At 54.7% G+C, this 16692-nt stretch carries 15 protein-coding genes; 8 read left to right on the top strand and 7 right to left on the bottom strand.

Features of this window, described 5'->3' with window-relative positions:
• Nucleotides 1-82 precede the first annotated feature (82 nt).
• Complete coding sequence (tyrS, locus tag WEB64_RS13720; protein WP_368060900.1) at nt 83-1285, bottom strand: tyrosine--tRNA ligase; 1203 nt, start codon at nt 1283-1285, stop codon at nt 83-85.
• A 288-nt stretch (nt 1286-1573) separates the two neighbouring features.
• Between tyrS and WEB64_RS13715 the strand changes: the two genes are divergently transcribed.
• Together WEB64_RS13715 and WEB64_RS13710 are read left to right on the top strand one after the other, a co-directional pair.
• Nucleotides 1574-2986: an OapA family protein gene (locus WEB64_RS13715; RefSeq protein WP_368060898.1), complete on the top strand. Its 1413-nt coding sequence runs from the start codon at nt 1574-1576 to the stop codon at nt 2984-2986.
• Nucleotide 2987: 1 nt separating this feature from the next.
• Complete coding sequence (locus WEB64_RS13710; RefSeq protein ID WP_368060897.1) at nt 2988-4091, top strand: anhydro-N-acetylmuramic acid kinase; 1104 nt, start codon at nt 2988-2990, stop codon at nt 4089-4091.
• Between the two features lie 24 nt (nt 4092-4115).
• On the opposite strand, the gene erpA is transcribed toward WEB64_RS13710, so the two are convergent.
• The 4 genes from erpA to argC form a co-directional block, all read right to left on the bottom strand.
• Nucleotides 4116-4448, bottom strand: coding sequence for an iron-sulfur cluster insertion protein ErpA (erpA, locus tag WEB64_RS13705; RefSeq protein ID WP_368060907.1), 333 nt, complete (start codon nt 4446-4448; stop codon nt 4116-4118).
• Nucleotides 4449-4544: 96 nt separating this feature from the next.
• On the bottom strand, nt 4545-5033 hold the full coding sequence (locus WEB64_RS13700; protein ID WP_368060895.1) for a polymer-forming cytoskeletal protein: 489 nt from the start codon (nt 5031-5033) through the stop codon (nt 4545-4547).
• A gap of 2 nt (nt 5034-5035) precedes the next feature.
• Entirely contained in the window at nt 5036-5773 is a 738-nt protein-coding gene (locus tag WEB64_RS13695) for a DUF6776 family protein (protein ID WP_368060893.1), read from the bottom strand.
• Nucleotides 5774-5782: 9 nt separating this feature from the next.
• On the bottom strand, nt 5783-6823 hold the full coding sequence (argC, locus tag WEB64_RS13690; protein WP_368060891.1) for an N-acetyl-gamma-glutamyl-phosphate reductase: 1041 nt from the start codon (nt 6821-6823) through the stop codon (nt 5783-5785).
• A gap of 200 nt (nt 6824-7023) precedes the next feature.
• Here argC and WEB64_RS13685 point away from each other — a divergent pair, with 200 nt between their 5' ends.
• Genes WEB64_RS13685 through hemL form a run of 5 tightly spaced genes read left to right on the top strand, consistent with a single transcriptional unit; the run spans nt 7024 to nt 12078 of the window.
• A complete protein-coding gene (locus tag WEB64_RS13685) occupies nt 7024-8808 on the top strand; it encodes a chloride channel protein (protein WP_368060889.1) in 1785 nt (594 codons plus the stop codon).
• A gap of 14 nt (nt 8809-8822) precedes the next feature.
• Nucleotides 8823-9251 carry a protoporphyrinogen oxidase HemJ gene (gene hemJ / locus WEB64_RS13680; RefSeq protein WP_368060905.1) on the top strand — a complete coding sequence of 143 codons (429 nt, stop codon included), beginning with the start codon at nt 8823-8825 and terminating at the stop codon, nt 9249-9251.
• A gap of 34 nt (nt 9252-9285) precedes the next feature.
• The gene (locus tag WEB64_RS13675; RefSeq protein WP_368065650.1) at nt 9286-10098 is read left to right on the top strand and encodes a hydroxymethylpyrimidine/phosphomethylpyrimidine kinase; all 813 of its coding nucleotides are present in this window, start codon (nt 9286-9288) and stop codon (nt 10096-10098) included.
• Nucleotides 10095-10760 (top strand): thiamine phosphate synthase, encoded by a 666-nt coding sequence (gene thiE / locus WEB64_RS13670; protein WP_368060885.1) that lies wholly within the window; start codon nt 10095-10097, stop codon nt 10758-10760. The genes WEB64_RS13675 and thiE overlap by 4 nt, the downstream gene beginning before the upstream one ends.
• A gap of 37 nt (nt 10761-10797) precedes the next feature.
• Complete coding sequence (gene hemL / locus WEB64_RS13665) at nt 10798-12078, top strand: glutamate-1-semialdehyde 2,1-aminomutase (protein ID WP_368060883.1); 1281 nt, start codon at nt 10798-10800, stop codon at nt 12076-12078.
• A 5-nt stretch (nt 12079-12083) separates the two neighbouring features.
• Here hemL and WEB64_RS13660 read toward each other — a convergent pair whose 3' ends face one another.
• Together WEB64_RS13660 and mrcB are read right to left on the bottom strand one after the other, a co-directional pair.
• Nucleotides 12084-12644, bottom strand: a complete 561-nt coding sequence (locus WEB64_RS13660) for a tetratricopeptide repeat protein (RefSeq protein ID WP_368060881.1) — start codon at nt 12642-12644, stop codon at nt 12084-12086.
• A complete protein-coding gene (mrcB, locus tag WEB64_RS13655) occupies nt 12641-14968 on the bottom strand; it encodes a penicillin-binding protein 1B (RefSeq protein WP_368060879.1) in 2328 nt (775 codons plus the stop codon). Before mrcB ends, WEB64_RS13660 begins: the two co-directional genes overlap by 4 nt.
• Nucleotides 14969-15090: 122 nt before the next feature.
• Between mrcB and WEB64_RS13650 the strand changes: the two genes are divergently transcribed.
• Nucleotides 15091-16668: an AAA family ATPase gene (locus tag WEB64_RS13650; RefSeq protein ID WP_368060878.1), complete on the top strand. Its 1578-nt coding sequence runs from the start codon at nt 15091-15093 to the stop codon at nt 16666-16668.
• Nucleotides 16669-16692 lie beyond the last annotated feature (24 nt).

Raw genomic sequence — 16692 nt, 5'->3', positions numbered from 1 at the left:
TCAAGCGAGAGGCGCATTCTACAGACACCTCGCCCAGTGTCAACGCGGTTTTGAATAAAATCGAGAAATTCATCAAAACCGTTTAATTCGTGATCACAATCCGGGCGATCTTTTTCTTCCCCGCCTGCAGAACACACTCTTCTCCAACTTCGAATACTTTACCTGGAGGCGCTTGCACGCCGTCAATGAACACCGCACCGCGACTCAACACATCTTTTGCTGCTGCACCGTTCTTGGCCAACCCCGCCATACGAAGCACAGAGGCGATAGGCAAACTGCTCTGCCCTTCCAGCGAAACCTCTATTTGCGGAACATTCTCTGGAATAACACCCAGGGCCACCCGATTGCCCGCCGACTTATGCGCCGAAAGCGCTGATTCTTCATCATGGAAGCGAGTGATAATTTCTTCTGCAAGCACCTTCTTATAGTCCTGGGGATTGGCACCTCCCTCAACGGCTTGCTTAAACTCTTCCACTTCCGACATTGGCTTCAGGCTCAATAACTCAAAGTAGCGCCATAACAACTGATCCGGCACCGATAGCAGCTTGGTGTACATCTCCCCAGGCGAATCGTTGACGCCTATATAGTTACCTAGCGACTTCGACATTTTCTGAACGCCGTCGAGCCCTTCAAGGATCGGCATAGTCAAAATGGTCTGCGGCGACTGGCCGTGCGCTTTCTGAAGAATACGACCCATGAGAAGATTGAACTTCTGGTCAGTGCCGCCCAACTCCACATCCGCTTCCAATGCCACGGAGTCATAGCCCTGCACCAAGGGGTACAGAAACTCGTGAATAGCGATTGGCTGCTCGGCACGATAACGTTTATCGAAATCGTCTCGCTCAAGCATGCGCGCTACAGTAAATTGTCCCGCGAGACGAATCATGTCAGCAGCGGTCAGCTTGCTCATCCATTCAGAGTTGAACACGACACGCGTCTTCGCGGGATCCAGAATTTTGAACACCTGTGTTTTATACGTCAGAGCATTAAGGGCTATCTGCTCATCGGTCAGCGGTGGCCGCGTAGCACTTTTACCCGTCGGATCACCGATCTTTCCGGTGAAATCTCCAATAAGAAAGATGACGTCATGGCCAAGATCCTGGAACTGTCGAAGCTTGTTAAGGAGTACCGTATGCCCCAGATGGAGGTCCGGCGCAGTAGGGTCAAAACCTGCCTTGATCCTCAGCGGTCGACCTTGGTTCAACTTTTCTACCAGCCCATCCTCAGGTAACAACTCATCTGCGCCCCGCTTTATAACGGCGAGCGCTTCTTCAACTGATGACATGAACAACTATCTCCTGATCGTGTTAGGGGAGCGATTCGTTACACAGCTCAACAAAACAAAGCTGTGCGTTACTCCAAAGACTGGTACATTTTACACTGTTCAATAATCAAACAGCCCAGAGATGGACAGTTGTGCATTATAGCAAGAGCCTGACGAAATTCCGCGGTCTGTAGCGAGGCATTGCAGCTCTGGACACTTTTTATACCGTACCGGTTGCTCTATACTTGAAATCCGACTTTAATTAGGCTGTTCAACCTACAGATGTAACGACCAAAACAGGTTAGTAACGTGCTAAAAACATTCCCAAAGACCCACATCGCTGCCGCCGTTGTTATTAGTGCGGTTGTCGGCACTGCGATGATCTTCAGCCCGAGTGCAGAGGTTGAAGCCAAACGCATGTCTGTCTCTCTGGACCTGGAATCCGGAGAGGTGGTTCAAACAAATCTGTCGAACGGAGATGCACCCATTCCGTCGGCACCAGCTACCTCCGACCAAGAATCCGTAGCATCGACCGAAGTCGCATCCGATCAAGTCCCATTAGCAGCGGCTAGTAAGACCCCGACGCCTGCTGACGAACCTAAACAGCCAGAACTCAGCTGGACAGAGTACCAAATCAAAAGTGGTGACACTTTATCAGGCCTGTTCAAGAAAGCCGGATTCAATGATGGTTTGATGCTCTCGGTAATTCATGGCGAAGGAGAGGCTACAAAGCTGCAACGCCTTTACGCCGGTGAACGTATTGCCTTTGCGACAAATCAGGCTGATGAGCTGGTAAGCATTAAACTTCAGCGTTCCCAGCTCGAGTCGCTGCAGATCGATAAAACCGGCGAAGAGTTCATTGGCAAGACAGTCGTTAAAGAACCCGAAGTTCGTGCCCGCTACGCCGAAGGCGAAATTGCCAGCTCACTGTTTGGTGCAGGACAACAAGCCGGGCTGACGGACAAGCTCACCATGGAGCTGGCAGGTATCTTCGGCTGGGACATCGATTTTGTTATGGACATCCGCAAAGGCGATCGATTCAGCGTTGTCTACGAAGAGCTTTATCTGGACGGTGAGAAGATCGACGACGGTAAAATTCTGGCCGCAAACTTTTACAATCGCAGCCGGGAACTGGCCGCCGTCTTTTATACCGATAAAAATGGCGTCAGTGACTATTTCACCCCGGACGGGCGCAGCATGCGCAAGGCCTTCCTCCGGACGCCAGTGGATTTTGCCCGTATCTCATCAAGCTTCAATCTGAACCGCAGGCATCCTGTACTAAACACTATACGCGCGCATAAAGGAACAGACTATGCGGCCAGGACCGGCACCCCGATCAAGGCCTCCGGCCAGGGCAAGGTAATCCACGCTGGTCGCAAAGGCGGGTATGGCAATGCCGTTATCCTTCAGCATGGCACCAACATAACAACACTTTATGCGCACATGAACCAGTTCGCCAAAGGTATTCGCTCAGGAACCTATGTCAAGCAGGGACAAGTTATCGGTTACGTGGGCTCTACCGGACTGGCGACTGGCCCTCACTTGCATTACGAGTTCCGCGTCAATGGCACCCATCGAAATCCTGCTACCGTGAAACTGCCCGATGCTGCGCCGATTGCCCAAGCAGAGCTGGAACGATTTAAGGTGTCGACCGATAATCTGCTTGCTCAACTCGAAACCTATCAGGAATCCGGAAGACTCACTCTCGCAAGAGGCGAGTAGTATGGAGTCAAAGGCCTATATTGGACTAATGTCAGGCACCAGCATGGACGGTATTGATGCCGTGCTGGTGTCCCTTTCCGACCGATCTGCAAACCTTCACTCAACTTGTACACTGCCCTACCCTGATGAACTCCGTCTACGCCTTGAGCGTGTGAGTCAGAACCATGGCACTCCCGATGAAATAGGAGAGCTCGACCACGTGCTTGGTGGTCTATTCGGTGAGGCAGCGGAACGTGTTCTTGAGGGGAGCAGTTACTCCGCCAAGAATGTTGCAGGCATTGGCAGCCATGGCCAAACTGTGCGCCACCAGCCCAAGAGTCAGGCTCCGTTTTCAATGCAACTGGGCGACCCAAATCTCATCGTGGAGCGCACCGGCATTACCACGGTAGCGGATTTCCGACGACGGGACATGGCGGCTGGCGGTCAGGGAGCGCCCCTGGTACCCGCCTTCCATCGTGCCTTTTTCGGCAAAATGGGAGTTGACCGTTGCATTATTAACCTCGGCGGCATTGCAAACTTCAGTTGGCTACCCGGGAATGATCCTGAGGCAGTCTGCGGCTTCGACACCGGTCCGGGCAATGCACTTATAGATGCCTGGTGCCTCCACCAAACTGGCCGACACTACGACGAGAATGGTCGTTGGGCGGCGGAAGGAACGGTCAATAACGCACTTTTGAATGACATGTTGAGCGACGGCTACTTCTTACAGCCTTCACCAAAAAGCACCGGTAAGGAGAGATTCAACCTGGAATGGATTCGAACGGTACTCGCGCGGCATGAAGAGGTATTACCTGCGGATGTTCAACGTACCCTGCTTGAGCTAACCGTAGTAACCATTGCGCAACAGCTGCCGAACTCATCGGGAATGCGTATATACGTGTGTGGTGGAGGGGTAAAAAATACCCACTTGTTTAATGAACTCGTGCGCGCCTGCGCACCGATACCCGTGCATTCCACGGAGGAAATCGGACTGGACCCGCAATGGGTAGAGGCAACGGCTTTCGCGTGGCTCGCTCGCCAGACACTGCTCAGACAACCTGGCAATTTGCCAAAGGTCACCGGAGCAGACGGCAGCAGGATATTAGGGGCAGTTTATTGGCCGTAGTGGCGATAGTACATTAAGCCAGAATCAGATCGAGAAAGATGACCCGCAACCGCAAGTAGAGCTGGCATTGGGGTTCTGCACGACGAATTGAGAACCTTGCAAACCCTCCTGATATTCAATGGTCGCACCTACGAGGTACTGATAACTCATTGGATCGACCAGCAAAGACACGCCGTTACGCTCGATCACCGTGTCTTCGTCATCCTGGGCATCATCAAAGGAAAAACCGTACTGAAAACCGGAGCAGCCGCCACCCGTGACAAACACGCGCAGCTTGAGTTCGGGGTTTTCCTCTTCCTCGACCAATTCCCTTACTTTTGCAGCCGCACTTTCACTAAAGAAAAGCGGGGTAGGCATTTGTTCCTGAACAACACTCAATCTTGCCTCCAGACTTCAGTATGGGATGAAGTTCTAATTATCGTATTCCCGACTAAAACAATCAACTATTCTTGCCTACTCCTTCGTTACTGACTCGGCGCCCGCCGAATCGATTTTTTCAGGCCTCGCGGTAGGGTCCGCCGGTGCTTTAGTTTTCTGCAATGACGACTCCGCTTCGCTTGGAAGACCTACAGGTTCTTTCTGGTGTACCAGGTTGCCATTTACGGAGGCTCCCATCGCCATTTCGATCAAGTTGTAATAAACGTTGCCATGAATCGCTGCCTTGGTGGCCAACTCAAGATGTGAGCTGGCGTATACATCCCCACGCACCGTGCCATTGATAATAACGTGAGGCGCGACAATATCACCGTCAATCTCACCGACTTCAGACAACCGAAGGATTGCGTCACTGCCGTCTTCAGCCAGCACCTTGCCGCGTATTCGACCATCCACATGAAGCCCGCCGGAAAAGTGGACATCCCCGCTCACCGAAGTTTTACCGGAAATCAAAGTGTCAAAGTGACCGGTAGGACGTCGGGGCTTCTGTTTCTTCTTGCCAAGCATCGTTAGTTCTCCGTCAATTTACGCCAATCAAATGTACGTTCAGCCTGGGTCGATTTCGGCCCCTGAGCCTGAGCCACTACTTGAATTTCAACGGGTTCAAAATCGGGGGGCACAGTCATGCGCCCCTCGACATCCTGGAAATAGCGAAACCGGAATTTAACCCCAAGATCATCAATGTCGTCGGAGAGGTCCCGCAGTGCCACCAACTCTCTTTCCCCCTCCCGTATCCCGATAACGTTAACTGCGACCAGGCCGGATATATAATTTTTATTGCCTCCGATCTGAGTCAACACCAGCTTAAAATCAAAGGTACGGTCATCTCTTGCGGTCAAAATATTAAAGCGATCAACCTGTAAGCCCTTGCTGGTTTCAGACGGTGCCATGATATTTTTATAGAACGTCAGGTCCGACTCCAACTCCGAAATTTTTGTTTCCAGAGCGGCGATCGTGCGCCGAGTCTGATTCAGCGCCTGCTGATCAATCGTATGCCCGCGCTCAAGGTTGATCAGCTTTTGCTGCATACCCGTTTGCCGTTCCCGCACGCCCTCCAGTTCACCACGGAGGTGATCCCGCGCTTCTGAGATCTTGTTGGGCTGAAAGTTCTCTTCTGCTGAGCCAATGAAATACCCTCCCACGGCCGAGGCCGAAGAGAGCAACAGTAATATCAGCGCACGGCGCAGTCTGTACCCGGGCTTGTGGCGGATAACAACGTACTCATCCGCTTTTCTGTCATTACTCACACGGGAGCCCTACGGCAAAAATGCTGGGAAGTTAAGGCCACTGATTTCTTCCAGCCCGAACATAATATTCATATTCTGCACTGCCTGACCGGCCGCGCCTTTCACCAGGTTATCGATAACTGAGGTAACGATAACCATAGAGCTGTTCTCCTGACGATGGAGCGCCATACGACACGTATTGGCTCCCCGCACACTGCGGGTCTCAGGATGGCTGCCGAATGGCATTACATCCACAAAGGGCTCGTTCTGATAACGCTGCTCGAACAAACTCTGAAGTCGATCAAAGTCCGCAGGATTTTTTAACTCAGAATACAGTGTTGCCTCGATGCCCCGAATCATTGGCACCAGATGCGGCACAAACGTCACGCCAGCCGTATCGCTGCCAGCGGCATTCCGCACACCCTGACGAATCTCAGGCAGGTGCCTGTGGCCAGAGGCGCCATAGGCTTTAAAGCTTTCGCCAATCTCGCCATGAAGCATGCCAATATTGGCCTGACGTCCTGCACCACTGGCACCGGATTTCGCATCAGCGATCAATCGCCTGACATCCACCAGACCCGCTTCCAGCAACGGTAAAAAACCAAGCTGAACTGCGGTCGGATAACATCCGGGATTAGCAACCAGCGCCGCGTTTCTGATCTCGTCTCTGGCCACCTCCGGCAGTCCGTAAACGGCCTTTTCAGCCCATTCCGGACACTCGTGGGGCATGCCATACCATTTCGCCCAAACGTTCAGATCCTTAATCCTGAAATCCGCAGACAAGTCTACGATCCGGACACCCCGGGCGATCAGAGCGGGGGCCAGGCGCATGGCTACACCGTGAGGTGTCGCAAAAAATACCAGATCGCACTGGGCAAGGATTTCTGGCTCTGGCTCGCTGAAAGCCAGGTCAAAATGGCCTCGCAAATTCGGGTACATATCAGCAACCGCCATACCGGCCTCTGAACGAGAGGTAATACACCGGACTTCAACATCCGGGTGAGTTGCAAGAATCCTCAATAATTCCACACCGGTGTACCCGGTACCGCCGACAATGCCTACTTTAACCACCGACCGCTCCCATTTTCATGCTTGCCAAATCCGGACAGACCTTATAACTGCCAGCCCAGGCAATAATTTTACCGTGTTTAACACAGGTGCGTAGTCTACCATGATAAACCAAGGACTTATTGCGGCCAGACCCCTGACAGTTACAATGCAGTACGCTGGTTACCCTTTAAAACAAACCTAACCTCACATCATCAGACCCCATGCGAAAATTCAGGCTCAAGTTCACCGATAACCTGATACCCATGTTCCGACGTCGGCTATCGGATGTTGATGCATTGCCACAATTGGCCTTACTCGGGCTGCTCTCCGGGTTGTTTACCGGCGGCGTCATTCTGCTGTTTCGCTTTGCCATCGAATGGCCCCTCCAATACTTCCTGCCGGGCCACGATTCCGAAGCATTCGAGAGCCTTGACTGGGTTACCCGAGGTTTGCTGCCGCTACTAGGCGCAGTTACTCTAGGGCTGTTTCTGCACCGTCTTGCCGTTCAGGATCGGAAGGTGGGGATTGTCCATGTTATGGAGCGCCTGAACTATCATCAGGGCTACATATCCATTCGCAGCGCCATTGTTCAGTTTATTGCGGGCGTGGGCACTGTTGTCACTGGCCAGTCTGCCGGACGAGAAGGCCCCGCTGTCCATCTGGGCGCTGCTTTTTCCAGCCTGATGGGACAGTGGATGCGGCTACCGAACAACAGCATTCGTACTCTCGTAGCCTGTGGCTGCGCGGCGGCCATTTCAGCCTCATTTAACACCCCGATTGCCGGTGTCATTTTCGCCATGGAAGTGGTGATGATGGAGTACACCATTGCCGGCTTCACCCCTATCATCCTGTCTTCGGTCAGCGCAGCGGTCGTTACCCAGGCTGCCTATGGCCCAGAGCCCTCTTTCAATGTTCCTGCGCTCACCATGAACTCGTTGACGGAAATTCCCTGGATTCTCGTCATCGCCATTATTATCGGTGTAGCTGCTGCTGCTTTCATCCAGTTGCTGGCATTCTGCGGGCGCTATCACCACAAACCCGTGCTATTGAGATTGATCGTGGCAGGTTTGTTGATGGTACCGTTCGCCATACTTATCCCCGAAGTCATGGGCATCGGGTATGACACCGTCAACGCCACCATCAATAATGAATTGCCATTCTGGCTGCTGCTCGGGGTGGGTATAGCAAAACTGATTATCACGGCCATTACCATTGGGTTGGGCATGCCCAGTGGCGTCATTGGCCCCACGCTGTTTATCGGGGCTACGCTTGGCGGCGCTATGGGGCTGATAGGCGCCAACTTCGCGCCGGGTCTTGCTTCCTCCGTGGGCTTCTATGCCATGCTGGGCATGGGCGCCATGATGGGCGCAGTATTGCAAGCCCCTCTGGCCGCCTTGATGGCACTGCTGGAGCTGACCAGGAACTCTCATATTATTCTGCCGGCAATGTTGATTATCACCACCTCGAGCCTGATCGCCAGTGAGGTGTTCGGACAAAAGTCGGTGTTCCTCACGGTGTTGAAAAGCCAGGGGCTGAGCTATCAGAACTCACCGATCATTCAGGCTCTCCGGCGGGTGTCTGTTGGAGCCATTATGGAGCGCAGTATTCTGCGGACAGACCGGCGGCTCTCCTACAAACAGGCCCGAGATGTATTGAAATCTGAGCCCAAGTGGCTGGTTGTGGAAGGAAACAAAGGGCCTACCTCGATACTGCCATCGGTGGATCTTGCACGCTACCTGGATGACCTGGACCTGCCACAAGCCAACGAGAGTGATGAGGAGGACTCATCGGAGAAAGTCATTGATCTGATGGAAATTCCGGCAAACCGAAAAGACGTTGCACCAGTACAATATCAGGCGACCCTTGAGGAAGCCCTGAATGAGTTCGACAGCACTCTGGCGGAGGCCCTGTACGTGCAGAGACATGTGGCACCTACCATTCAGCGGGTCTATGGTGTGGTGTTGAAATCAGACATCGAAAGCTACTACCAATACAGAAATAAGTAGCGCCAACACCGGGAATTTTTATGCTTTGGGTTAAAGCGTTTCACGTCATTGCCATGGTGTGCTGGTTTGCAGGCCTGTTCTACCTGCCGCGATTATTCGTCTATCATGCCGCGTGCGAGGACCAGCCTGGCCGGGAGCGTTTCAAGGTGATGGAACGTAAACTTTACAAGGGCATCACCACACCGTCCATGATCGCGACGGTTGCACTGGGCCTGTGGCTCATCAGTTATAACGTTCAGGGTTACTTCAGCCAGGGCTGGTTGCACGTGAAGCTGCTCCTGGTACTGTTACTTGTTGGCTACCATTTTTATTGCGGCTATCTGGTCCGCGTCTTTAGGGAGGACAACAATCAGAGATCACATGTTTTTTACCGCTGGTTCAATGAAATGCCAGTGCTGGTATTGGTGGCTGTGGTTATACTCGCTACCGTAAAACCCTTCTGATCAGCTCTATCCACTACCTCATAGTCACATGGGAGTGCTCGACATCAAACTGCACCAACGTCCTCAGGTACTGATACTTTCCGGGCTCGACCCCTCCGGGGGTGCCGGAATACAGGCAGACATTCAAACCGTGACCGCGCTGGGAGGCCACCCACTGCCGATTGTCACCTGTCTGACGGTCCAGGACACCCGCAACGTATACAGTGCCACCGCGGTGGAGGCTGAACTGGTTGCAGAGCAACTGGCTTGTCTGGCGGAAGACACGCCAATTCACGCAATCAAGACCGGAGCCCTTGGGAACTCGGCCATCGTCGACGTGCTATTAGCGTTTATCAGCAATCACCCGGGTATTCCGCTTATCGTCGACCCGGTCATCAAAGCGGCTGGGGGCGGCGATCTGGCAGATCAGTCCCTGATTGCCTCAATGCGGGACAAACTTTTCCCCCACGCGGATGTAATCACCCCCAACGGGGTCGAACTGGTAGCTCTTGGCCGCTCGGCGGACGCCGGGATTGCCGCATCTGCATTGCTGCAGAGCGGATGTCACGCGGTCCTGGCGACCGGTGGCCATGGCTCCGGTCCCGACCTCACCAATACGCTCTTCAGAACCCATAGCGAACCGGTAGAATGGATTATCGAACGCATCGGTGCGGATTATGAAGGCGAGTTCCACGGCACTGGCTGTACTCTTGCGGCGGCGATCGCCGCGGGTCGGGCTGCCGGCCTTGAATTGGACACCGCCATCGAACAGGCACAACACTTCGTGTCGGCCGCAATCGCTGGCGCCCTTGAAGTTGGCGGAGGCCAGCCGGTGCCTGATCGCATCTCACGTCCGCAACCGCAATGACGACGTTCGTCAAAGGCATGGTGCCAGGGCTTTACGCTATTACCGACAGCGAACTGCTTCCGGGCAACACCGTATTGGATGCAGTGGCTGACGCTATTCGGGGCGGTGCTACACTCATTCAATATCGAGACAAGGCCCATTCTGAAGCTGATAAACAACGCCTGGCCATTGCGCTACAGAAGCTCTGCCAAGCCTCCAACGTACCGCTGATTATCAATGACAGTACAGAACTGGCCCTGCGCAGTCACGCGGCTGGAGTCCATCTGGGGCTCACCGACGGTGACCTGAAAGACGCCAGAACCCTTCTCGGGCCGAACGCCCTGATCGGCGCGACCTGTCATGGCAACCTCGAGCTTGCCCGCACAGCGGTGGCAACGGGCGCAGATTACGTGGCCTTTGGCCGTTTTTTTGATTCCGCCACCAAGCCTGACGCGCCAACTGCAGCAACCTCTGTGCTTACCGACGTTAAACCCCTTGGCGTGCCCGTGGTTGCCATTGGTGGCGTCACCTTAGAGAATGGCGCGCAGCTAATCGAAGCGGGCGCCGATTTCCTGGCCGTGGTCGGTGGGCTGTTTGGAGCCGACGACATCGAGCGGCGGGCACGCTCGTTTACGGAGCTATTCCTCCGCCACCACCCCTATTTCCGGGCGCCAGCTTGCTGACGACCTGAATCCAGCACATGAACGGGAGTTCCAAGCTATGACCCAATCAGAAACCCTGTTTGAACAGGCTCAGAAATACATTCCCGGGGGCGTTAACTCACCGGTCCGCGCTTTCCGTGGTGTGGGCGGCACACCGCTCTTCTTCAAGCACGCCAAAGGGGCTTACCTGTTTGATGAAGATGACCGCCGCTACATTGATTTCATTGGCTCCTGGGGCCCGATGATTCTTGGCCACGGGGATCCGCGCATAACCCGCGCTCTGCACGAGCAGATTGATCGCGGCATCGGCTACGGTGCCCCAACCGCCATTGAAACGACAATGGCGCAGAAAGTCTGTGAGCTGGTGCCCTCCATTGAGCTGGTCCGGATGGTGAACTCCGGCACCGAAGCCACTATGAGCACCATTCGTCTGGCGCGTGGATATACCGGCAGGGACAAAATCGTCAAGTTTGAAGGCTGCTACCACGGCCATGTTGATTCACTGCTGGTCAAGGCTGGTTCCGGAGCTCTGACCCTGGGCGTACCGAACTCTCCCGGGGTGCCGGCCAGCCTGGCCGAGCATACCCTGACCCTGGATTTCAACGATATTGAAGGCGTACGTAAAACCTTTGCCGAGATGGGCGATCAGATCGCGGCCATCATAGTCGAGCCCATTGCTGGCAATATGAACTGTATTCCGCCGGTCTCCGGTTTCCTTGAGGGGCTGCGGGAAGTCTGTGATGAGCACGGCACCGTGCTGATTTTCGACGAAGTGATGACCGGCTTCCGGGTGGCGCTTGGCGGCGCGCAGGGCCACTACGGCGTGACGCCCGACCTCACTGCCCTGGGCAAAGTCATAGGCGGCGGATTGCCAGTGGGCGCCTTCGGAGGTAAACGAAAGATCATGGAACACATCGCGCCGCTGGGGCCGGTATATCAGGCAGGTACTCTGTCTGGAAACCCCCTGGCCATGTGCGCGGGGCTGGCAACACTGGAAGCCATATCGGAGCCCGGCTTCCACAAAAGCCTGGAGCAAAAAACCGCGGCTGTGCGTGACGGGTTCAAAGCAGCGGCAGACAAGGCTGGCATTCCGCTCGCGGTTCAGGGCGTGGGCGGCATGTTCGGGTTTTTCTTTACCGAAGAAGCCAACGTAAGCCGTTTTGATCAGGTAATGGCCTGCGATATTGAACGCTTCAAGCGCTTCTTCCAGGGCATGCTCAAGGAAGGCGTTTATCTCGCGCCCTCGGCTTTCGAGGCGGGTTTTGCCTGCTCCGTGCTGACGGATGCTGACATCGAACATACATTAGACGCGGCAGCGCGAGTTATGAAGACGCTATGATAAACTCAGAGCGCCGCTGCGCGCGCTTCCGCCTGATTTGCGCCTGCGGTGTTACCGTCTGCACGGCGGATATCCGCCAACAGCATCCAACCTGCCCGTTGCAGCCCGGTGTTACTTCCTGCCAAAGAAAGCCCTTTGAGGGTGAATTGTTCGGCAGTGCCCAGTTGGTCCAATTCCACATAAGCTTCTGACAACTTATAGTAAATCTCGGCAGAGCGTGGCGAAATTCTCTGCGCTCTTTCAAGCTTTGCTATGGCCCCACGGGGGTTATCCTGCGCCAGCATGGTATTGGCCTCGCGCATTAACCCAGTGGCTGCCGGTGACAGTGCTTCACCCTGTTCCTGATATCGCGGCGAAGACAGCGGCGGGGGGCCAGGCTCGGCTTCCGGTTGCTCCGACTTGCGAACAGTACGGTCCGGTTCACTGGTCCGGGGCGGCTCCGGTGCCTCATCATAATCCGGTGAGTCGCCGGAAGGCACGTAAATAGACCCACCCGGACTGGCACAGCCGGCCAGAGCAATGGTTGCGGCGAGCCCGCTGCATAGTATTACCTGCCTGAATGTCATTGGAACAATCCTTCAAACCAGCCTTTTAGTCGCCGTGTGAGATTTCCGGAACAGCTGACCGAATCCTGCGGCTCACTGCCCGTCACAAACGGCATGAAACGTGCATTTTCACAATGCTCATCGGTTAACGTACCGGTCTCGGCATTAACCCAATGATACTGAACACCATCCGGAACTACCGGAGAAAAGCCATTCTGGGGCACCTGAGCCATAAACCTTGCCCATACGGGTAACGCGCCGGTAGCACCCGTGAACGCTGTCGGTCCATTATCATCTCGTCCTACCCAGGTCACCGCCAGCAGATCGCCACTGAAACCCGCGAACCAGCTATCACGTCCATCGTCAGTGGTTCCGGTTTTGCCTGCAAGCCCAAGGTCTTTCGATACGAAACGATAGGCGGAACGTCCTGTACCTTCTCGCACGGTTTCCTGCATAGCGTATTGAACAAGGTGGACCGCACCGGGATCAACCACCTGGTCGACCCCAAGATTGTAGCGAGACAGTGATACGCCTTGCGCAGTCGTGACCTCCCTGATGGTGCGGAGCGGGATATTAAACCCTGAGGTTGCCAGGCCCTGATAGAGTGCGGCAACCGTTACAGGTGTCATGGCAACCGATCCCAGCAGCATGGAGGGATATTCCGATACAGGCTCAGTGACACCGAGCTTCTGAAGTGTCTCCACAACCGACTCAATACCAACATCCAGGCCGAGACGAACCGCCGCCAAATTATAGGAGTGCGATAGCGCCCGGTGGAGAGGCACTTCACCGTGCTCTTCGCCGTCGTAATTCTTTGGTTCCCACCGGCGACCATCATCAAAGACCAGCGCAAACTTACGATCCTCCAGCGGTGTGATCAGGGTATAACGGTCAGGGGACTGTAACGCAGTCAAGTAAGTAAACGGTTTGATCAGTGAACCGATTGGCCTGCGGGCATCTACCGCGCGGTTGAATCCCGCGTATTTCGGGTCACGTCCCCCAACCAGGGCCAGGACTTCCCCGTTGTCTCTTGAGGTCACCACCATGGCGGCCTCAAGCACTGGTTTGGCGCGGCCACTCTCCATTTCTTTCAGGGTGTTTTCGACCGAGTACTCAGCAGCATACTGAATTGCCGGGTTCAGGGTAGTGAATATCCGCAAACCTTCACTCTGCAAGTCCTCCTGCTTGTAATCCCGGGCCAGATGGCGACGCACCAGATCAATATATGCAGGATAACGGTTCTCTGAATACGAAGGTTTGGAGGTCACACCCAGCGGCCTGGCACGTGCTTTTTGTGCTTCGGCCTCCTCAACCATATTATTAGCGAGGAGGGAATCAATCACCAGATTGCGACGGTTCCGTGCCCGCTCAGGATTACGACGCGGATCATAGTAACTGGGCCCTTTCACCAGTCCTACCAGCAGAGCTACCTGGTCCAGCTCAAGGTCCTGCAGAGACTCCCCGAAATAAAACTGACTCGCCAGACCAAACCCGTGGATACTACGGGTGCCCGCCTGACCGAGATAAACCTCATTCAGATAGGTTTCCAGGATGTCCTGCTTCTCGTAATGCAACTCCAGCAGCATCGACATCAGCGCTTCGTTGCCCTTACGAATCAGCGTCTGGTCCCGGGTAAGGTAAAAGTTTTTCACCAGTTGCTGGGTCAGCGTACTGCCGCCCTGCACTACCCGGCCAGCCTGCAGGTTAACCCAAAGCGCTCTCGCGATGGAAAGAGGTGCCACACCGAAATGGTCGTAAAATTCACGGTCTTCAATCGTCAGCAGGGCGCTCTCAAACAGGGGAGGCAAATCACTGAGCTTAACCAGCACCCGGTCTTCCTTGTGCGCCGGGTAAATACCACCAATCTGGGCAGGCTCCAATCGGGCGATGGCCGTGCTCTCGCCTGACAACACCCGAAAACTGTCAACCTGATCGCCGGTGATCGACAAAGAGAGCCGACGCCGGGGCTCGCTACCGTCCGCAAACCGGAATCCTCGTGTGCTGATAACGAAGCGGCTGCCGGATTGACTGTAGGTGCCGGCTTGGGTGCCGTTGCCAACCCGGTATCCAGACATCTCCAGTTCACGTTTCAGCGCTCCGACACTGACACTTGCCCCCTCGTATAGCTCCAGCGGGCGTGCGTAGACCCTGGAAGGTACTTCAAAACGCTGACCTTCGAATTTGGACGTTACTACAGCGTCGAGGTAAACCACCCAGCCCGTAAGCACGACCAGGCCGACCAGCAAAACCCGGCCGAGGAGAGCCCAGAAGCGACTTTTGCCGCGGCGGGGGGAGCTGCGTGAGCGTTTTTTCGGGGACTTTTTGGTATGGGACGTCTTTTTCATGGGCAGGATTATAACGAATCCCCCGCCGGGTGCGTCGCCCTTCTCTGTGTTATTTATGTAATCTCGCCGCTATGATAGACCCCAATAACATTCGGAATTAAAACACATTCGAGGAGAGGCTTGTGAGTGAGACACCAATCGGAGACCTGATTCTCGCCCTGCAGAATCCGTCGTTATACGATCACACGGTCACCAACTTCCAGGTACATGAAACCCATATATCCTGGGTTATCCTTACTGGCACCTACGCTTACAAAATAAAAAAGCCCCTCGATTTCGGCTTTCTCGATTTCTCGACCCTGGACCGACGCAAACGCTTTTGCGAAGAAGAGTTACGCCTGAACAGTCGGTTGGCCGGAGAGCTCTACCTTGATGTGGTACCCATCACTGGCACACCAGAGCAACCGGAGCTCAATGGTAATGGCGAGCCCTTCGAGTACGCTGTTCGCATGCGCCAGTTTGATCAGCGGAATCAACTCGATATTCAACAGGAAGCTGGCAAACTGAGACCCGACATCCTCAAGAGCCTGGCCCGGCAGGTGGCTCAGAACCACCATCAGCTACCCCGGGTTCCAGATGACAAGCCCTTCGGCACTCCCGACGCTGTTTTTGCGGCCATGCAGGAGAATTTTGACCAGATTCGTCCATTGTTGAGCGATGCGGCCTTGCTGGAGCAGGTGGATCGCCTCGAAGCCTGGACCCGGACCACTTTTGACCTGATGAAGGATCGTATTGCGCGACGGCGTGACGAAGGCTTCGTCCGTGAATGTCATGGCGACCTTCACCTGGCCAACATCACCGTTTACGAGAATGAAGTGACGGTGTTTGACTGCATCGAATTCAGTGAGCCATTTCGCTGGATTGACGTGATCAACGACTTCGCGTTTCTGCTGATGGACCTGGAAGCCCGTCGTGAGAGTACGCTGGCTAACCAGACCCTGAACACCTACCTGGAATTCAGTGGTGATTTTGACGGTCTTCCGCTGCTGCCACTTTATAAAGCATACAGAGCCATGGTGCGGGCAAAAATTTCCCTGTTCATGATGGGCAACCCGTCACTGAGTGAGGCCGAAAAAACCGGTCTTACCCAACGCTATCAGGATTACGCCAACCTGGCGGAAAGCTATAGCAATATTCCCAATCGTTTCATGATGGCCACCACCGGTTTATCAGGGAGTGGTAAATCGGTGGTGAGCGCGGCTTTGTCCGCGCAACTCGGGCTGGTTCGGCTGCGCTCGGATGTGGAACGTAAGCGATTATTCGGGCTCAGCCCACTCGACAATAGCAAATCCGGCCCCAAGGAAAACCTCTACACCGAACAGGCCAACCGGGAGACCTATGAGCTGCTCGCGAAGCGCTCGGCTCAACTTCTGGCCGCCGGGCTACCGGTGATTGTCGATGCGGCCAACCTGAAACAACACGAACGGGAGCAACTGGAAACGGTGGCGGAAAACCAGGGCGTACCCTTCGCTCTGATTGATTGCGAAGCCCCGGAAGCCTTGCGCAGACAATGGGTGCGGGCGCGCAAGGACGATGCCTCAGAGGCGGACGAAGCTCTGCTGGAACAACAAACACATTGGCTTGAGCCCTTGAGCGATCGTGAAAAAACCCACACCATCCATGTGCATGCTGAGCAGGACCATGTGGCCGAGGCGCTGGCAGACCGTATCCGTCAGCATTTTGGTTTGCCCGGCGCCTAACTGGTCTACACTGAAAGTAGCTGG

The sequence above is a fragment of the Marinobacter sp. genome (assembly GCF_040882185.1).
Classification (GTDB): domain Bacteria; phylum Pseudomonadota; class Gammaproteobacteria; order Pseudomonadales; family Oleiphilaceae; genus Marinobacter.
This window is presented reverse-complemented; position numbering and strand designations above follow the sequence as displayed.

Coding starts and splice junctions, on each gene's coding strand:
- tyrS (WP_368060900.1), bottom strand. CDS start 1,285: ATGTCATCAGTTGAAGAAGCGCTCGCCGTTATAAAGCGGGGCGCAGAT.
- WEB64_RS13710 (WP_368060897.1), top strand. CDS start 2,988: ATGGAGTCAAAGGCCTATATTGGACTAATGTCAGGCACCAGCATGGAC.
- erpA (WP_368060907.1), bottom strand. CDS start 4,448: ATGCCTACCCCGCTTTTCTTTAGTGAAAGTGCGGCTGCAAAAGTAAGG.
- WEB64_RS13700 (WP_368060895.1), bottom strand. CDS start 5,033: ATGCTTGGCAAGAAGAAACAGAAGCCCCGACGTCCTACCGGTCACTTT.
- WEB64_RS13685 (WP_368060889.1), top strand. CDS start 7,024: ATGCGAAAATTCAGGCTCAAGTTCACCGATAACCTGATACCCATGTTC.
- thiE (WP_368060885.1), top strand. CDS start 10,095: ATGACGACGTTCGTCAAAGGCATGGTGCCAGGGCTTTACGCTATTACC.
- hemL (WP_368060883.1), top strand. CDS start 10,798: ATGACCCAATCAGAAACCCTGTTTGAACAGGCTCAGAAATACATTCCC.
- WEB64_RS13660 (WP_368060881.1), bottom strand. CDS start 12,644: ATGACATTCAGGCAGGTAATACTATGCAGCGGGCTCGCCGCAACCATT.
- mrcB (WP_368060879.1), bottom strand. CDS start 14,968: ATGAAAAAGACGTCCCATACCAAAAAGTCCCCGAAAAAACGCTCACGC.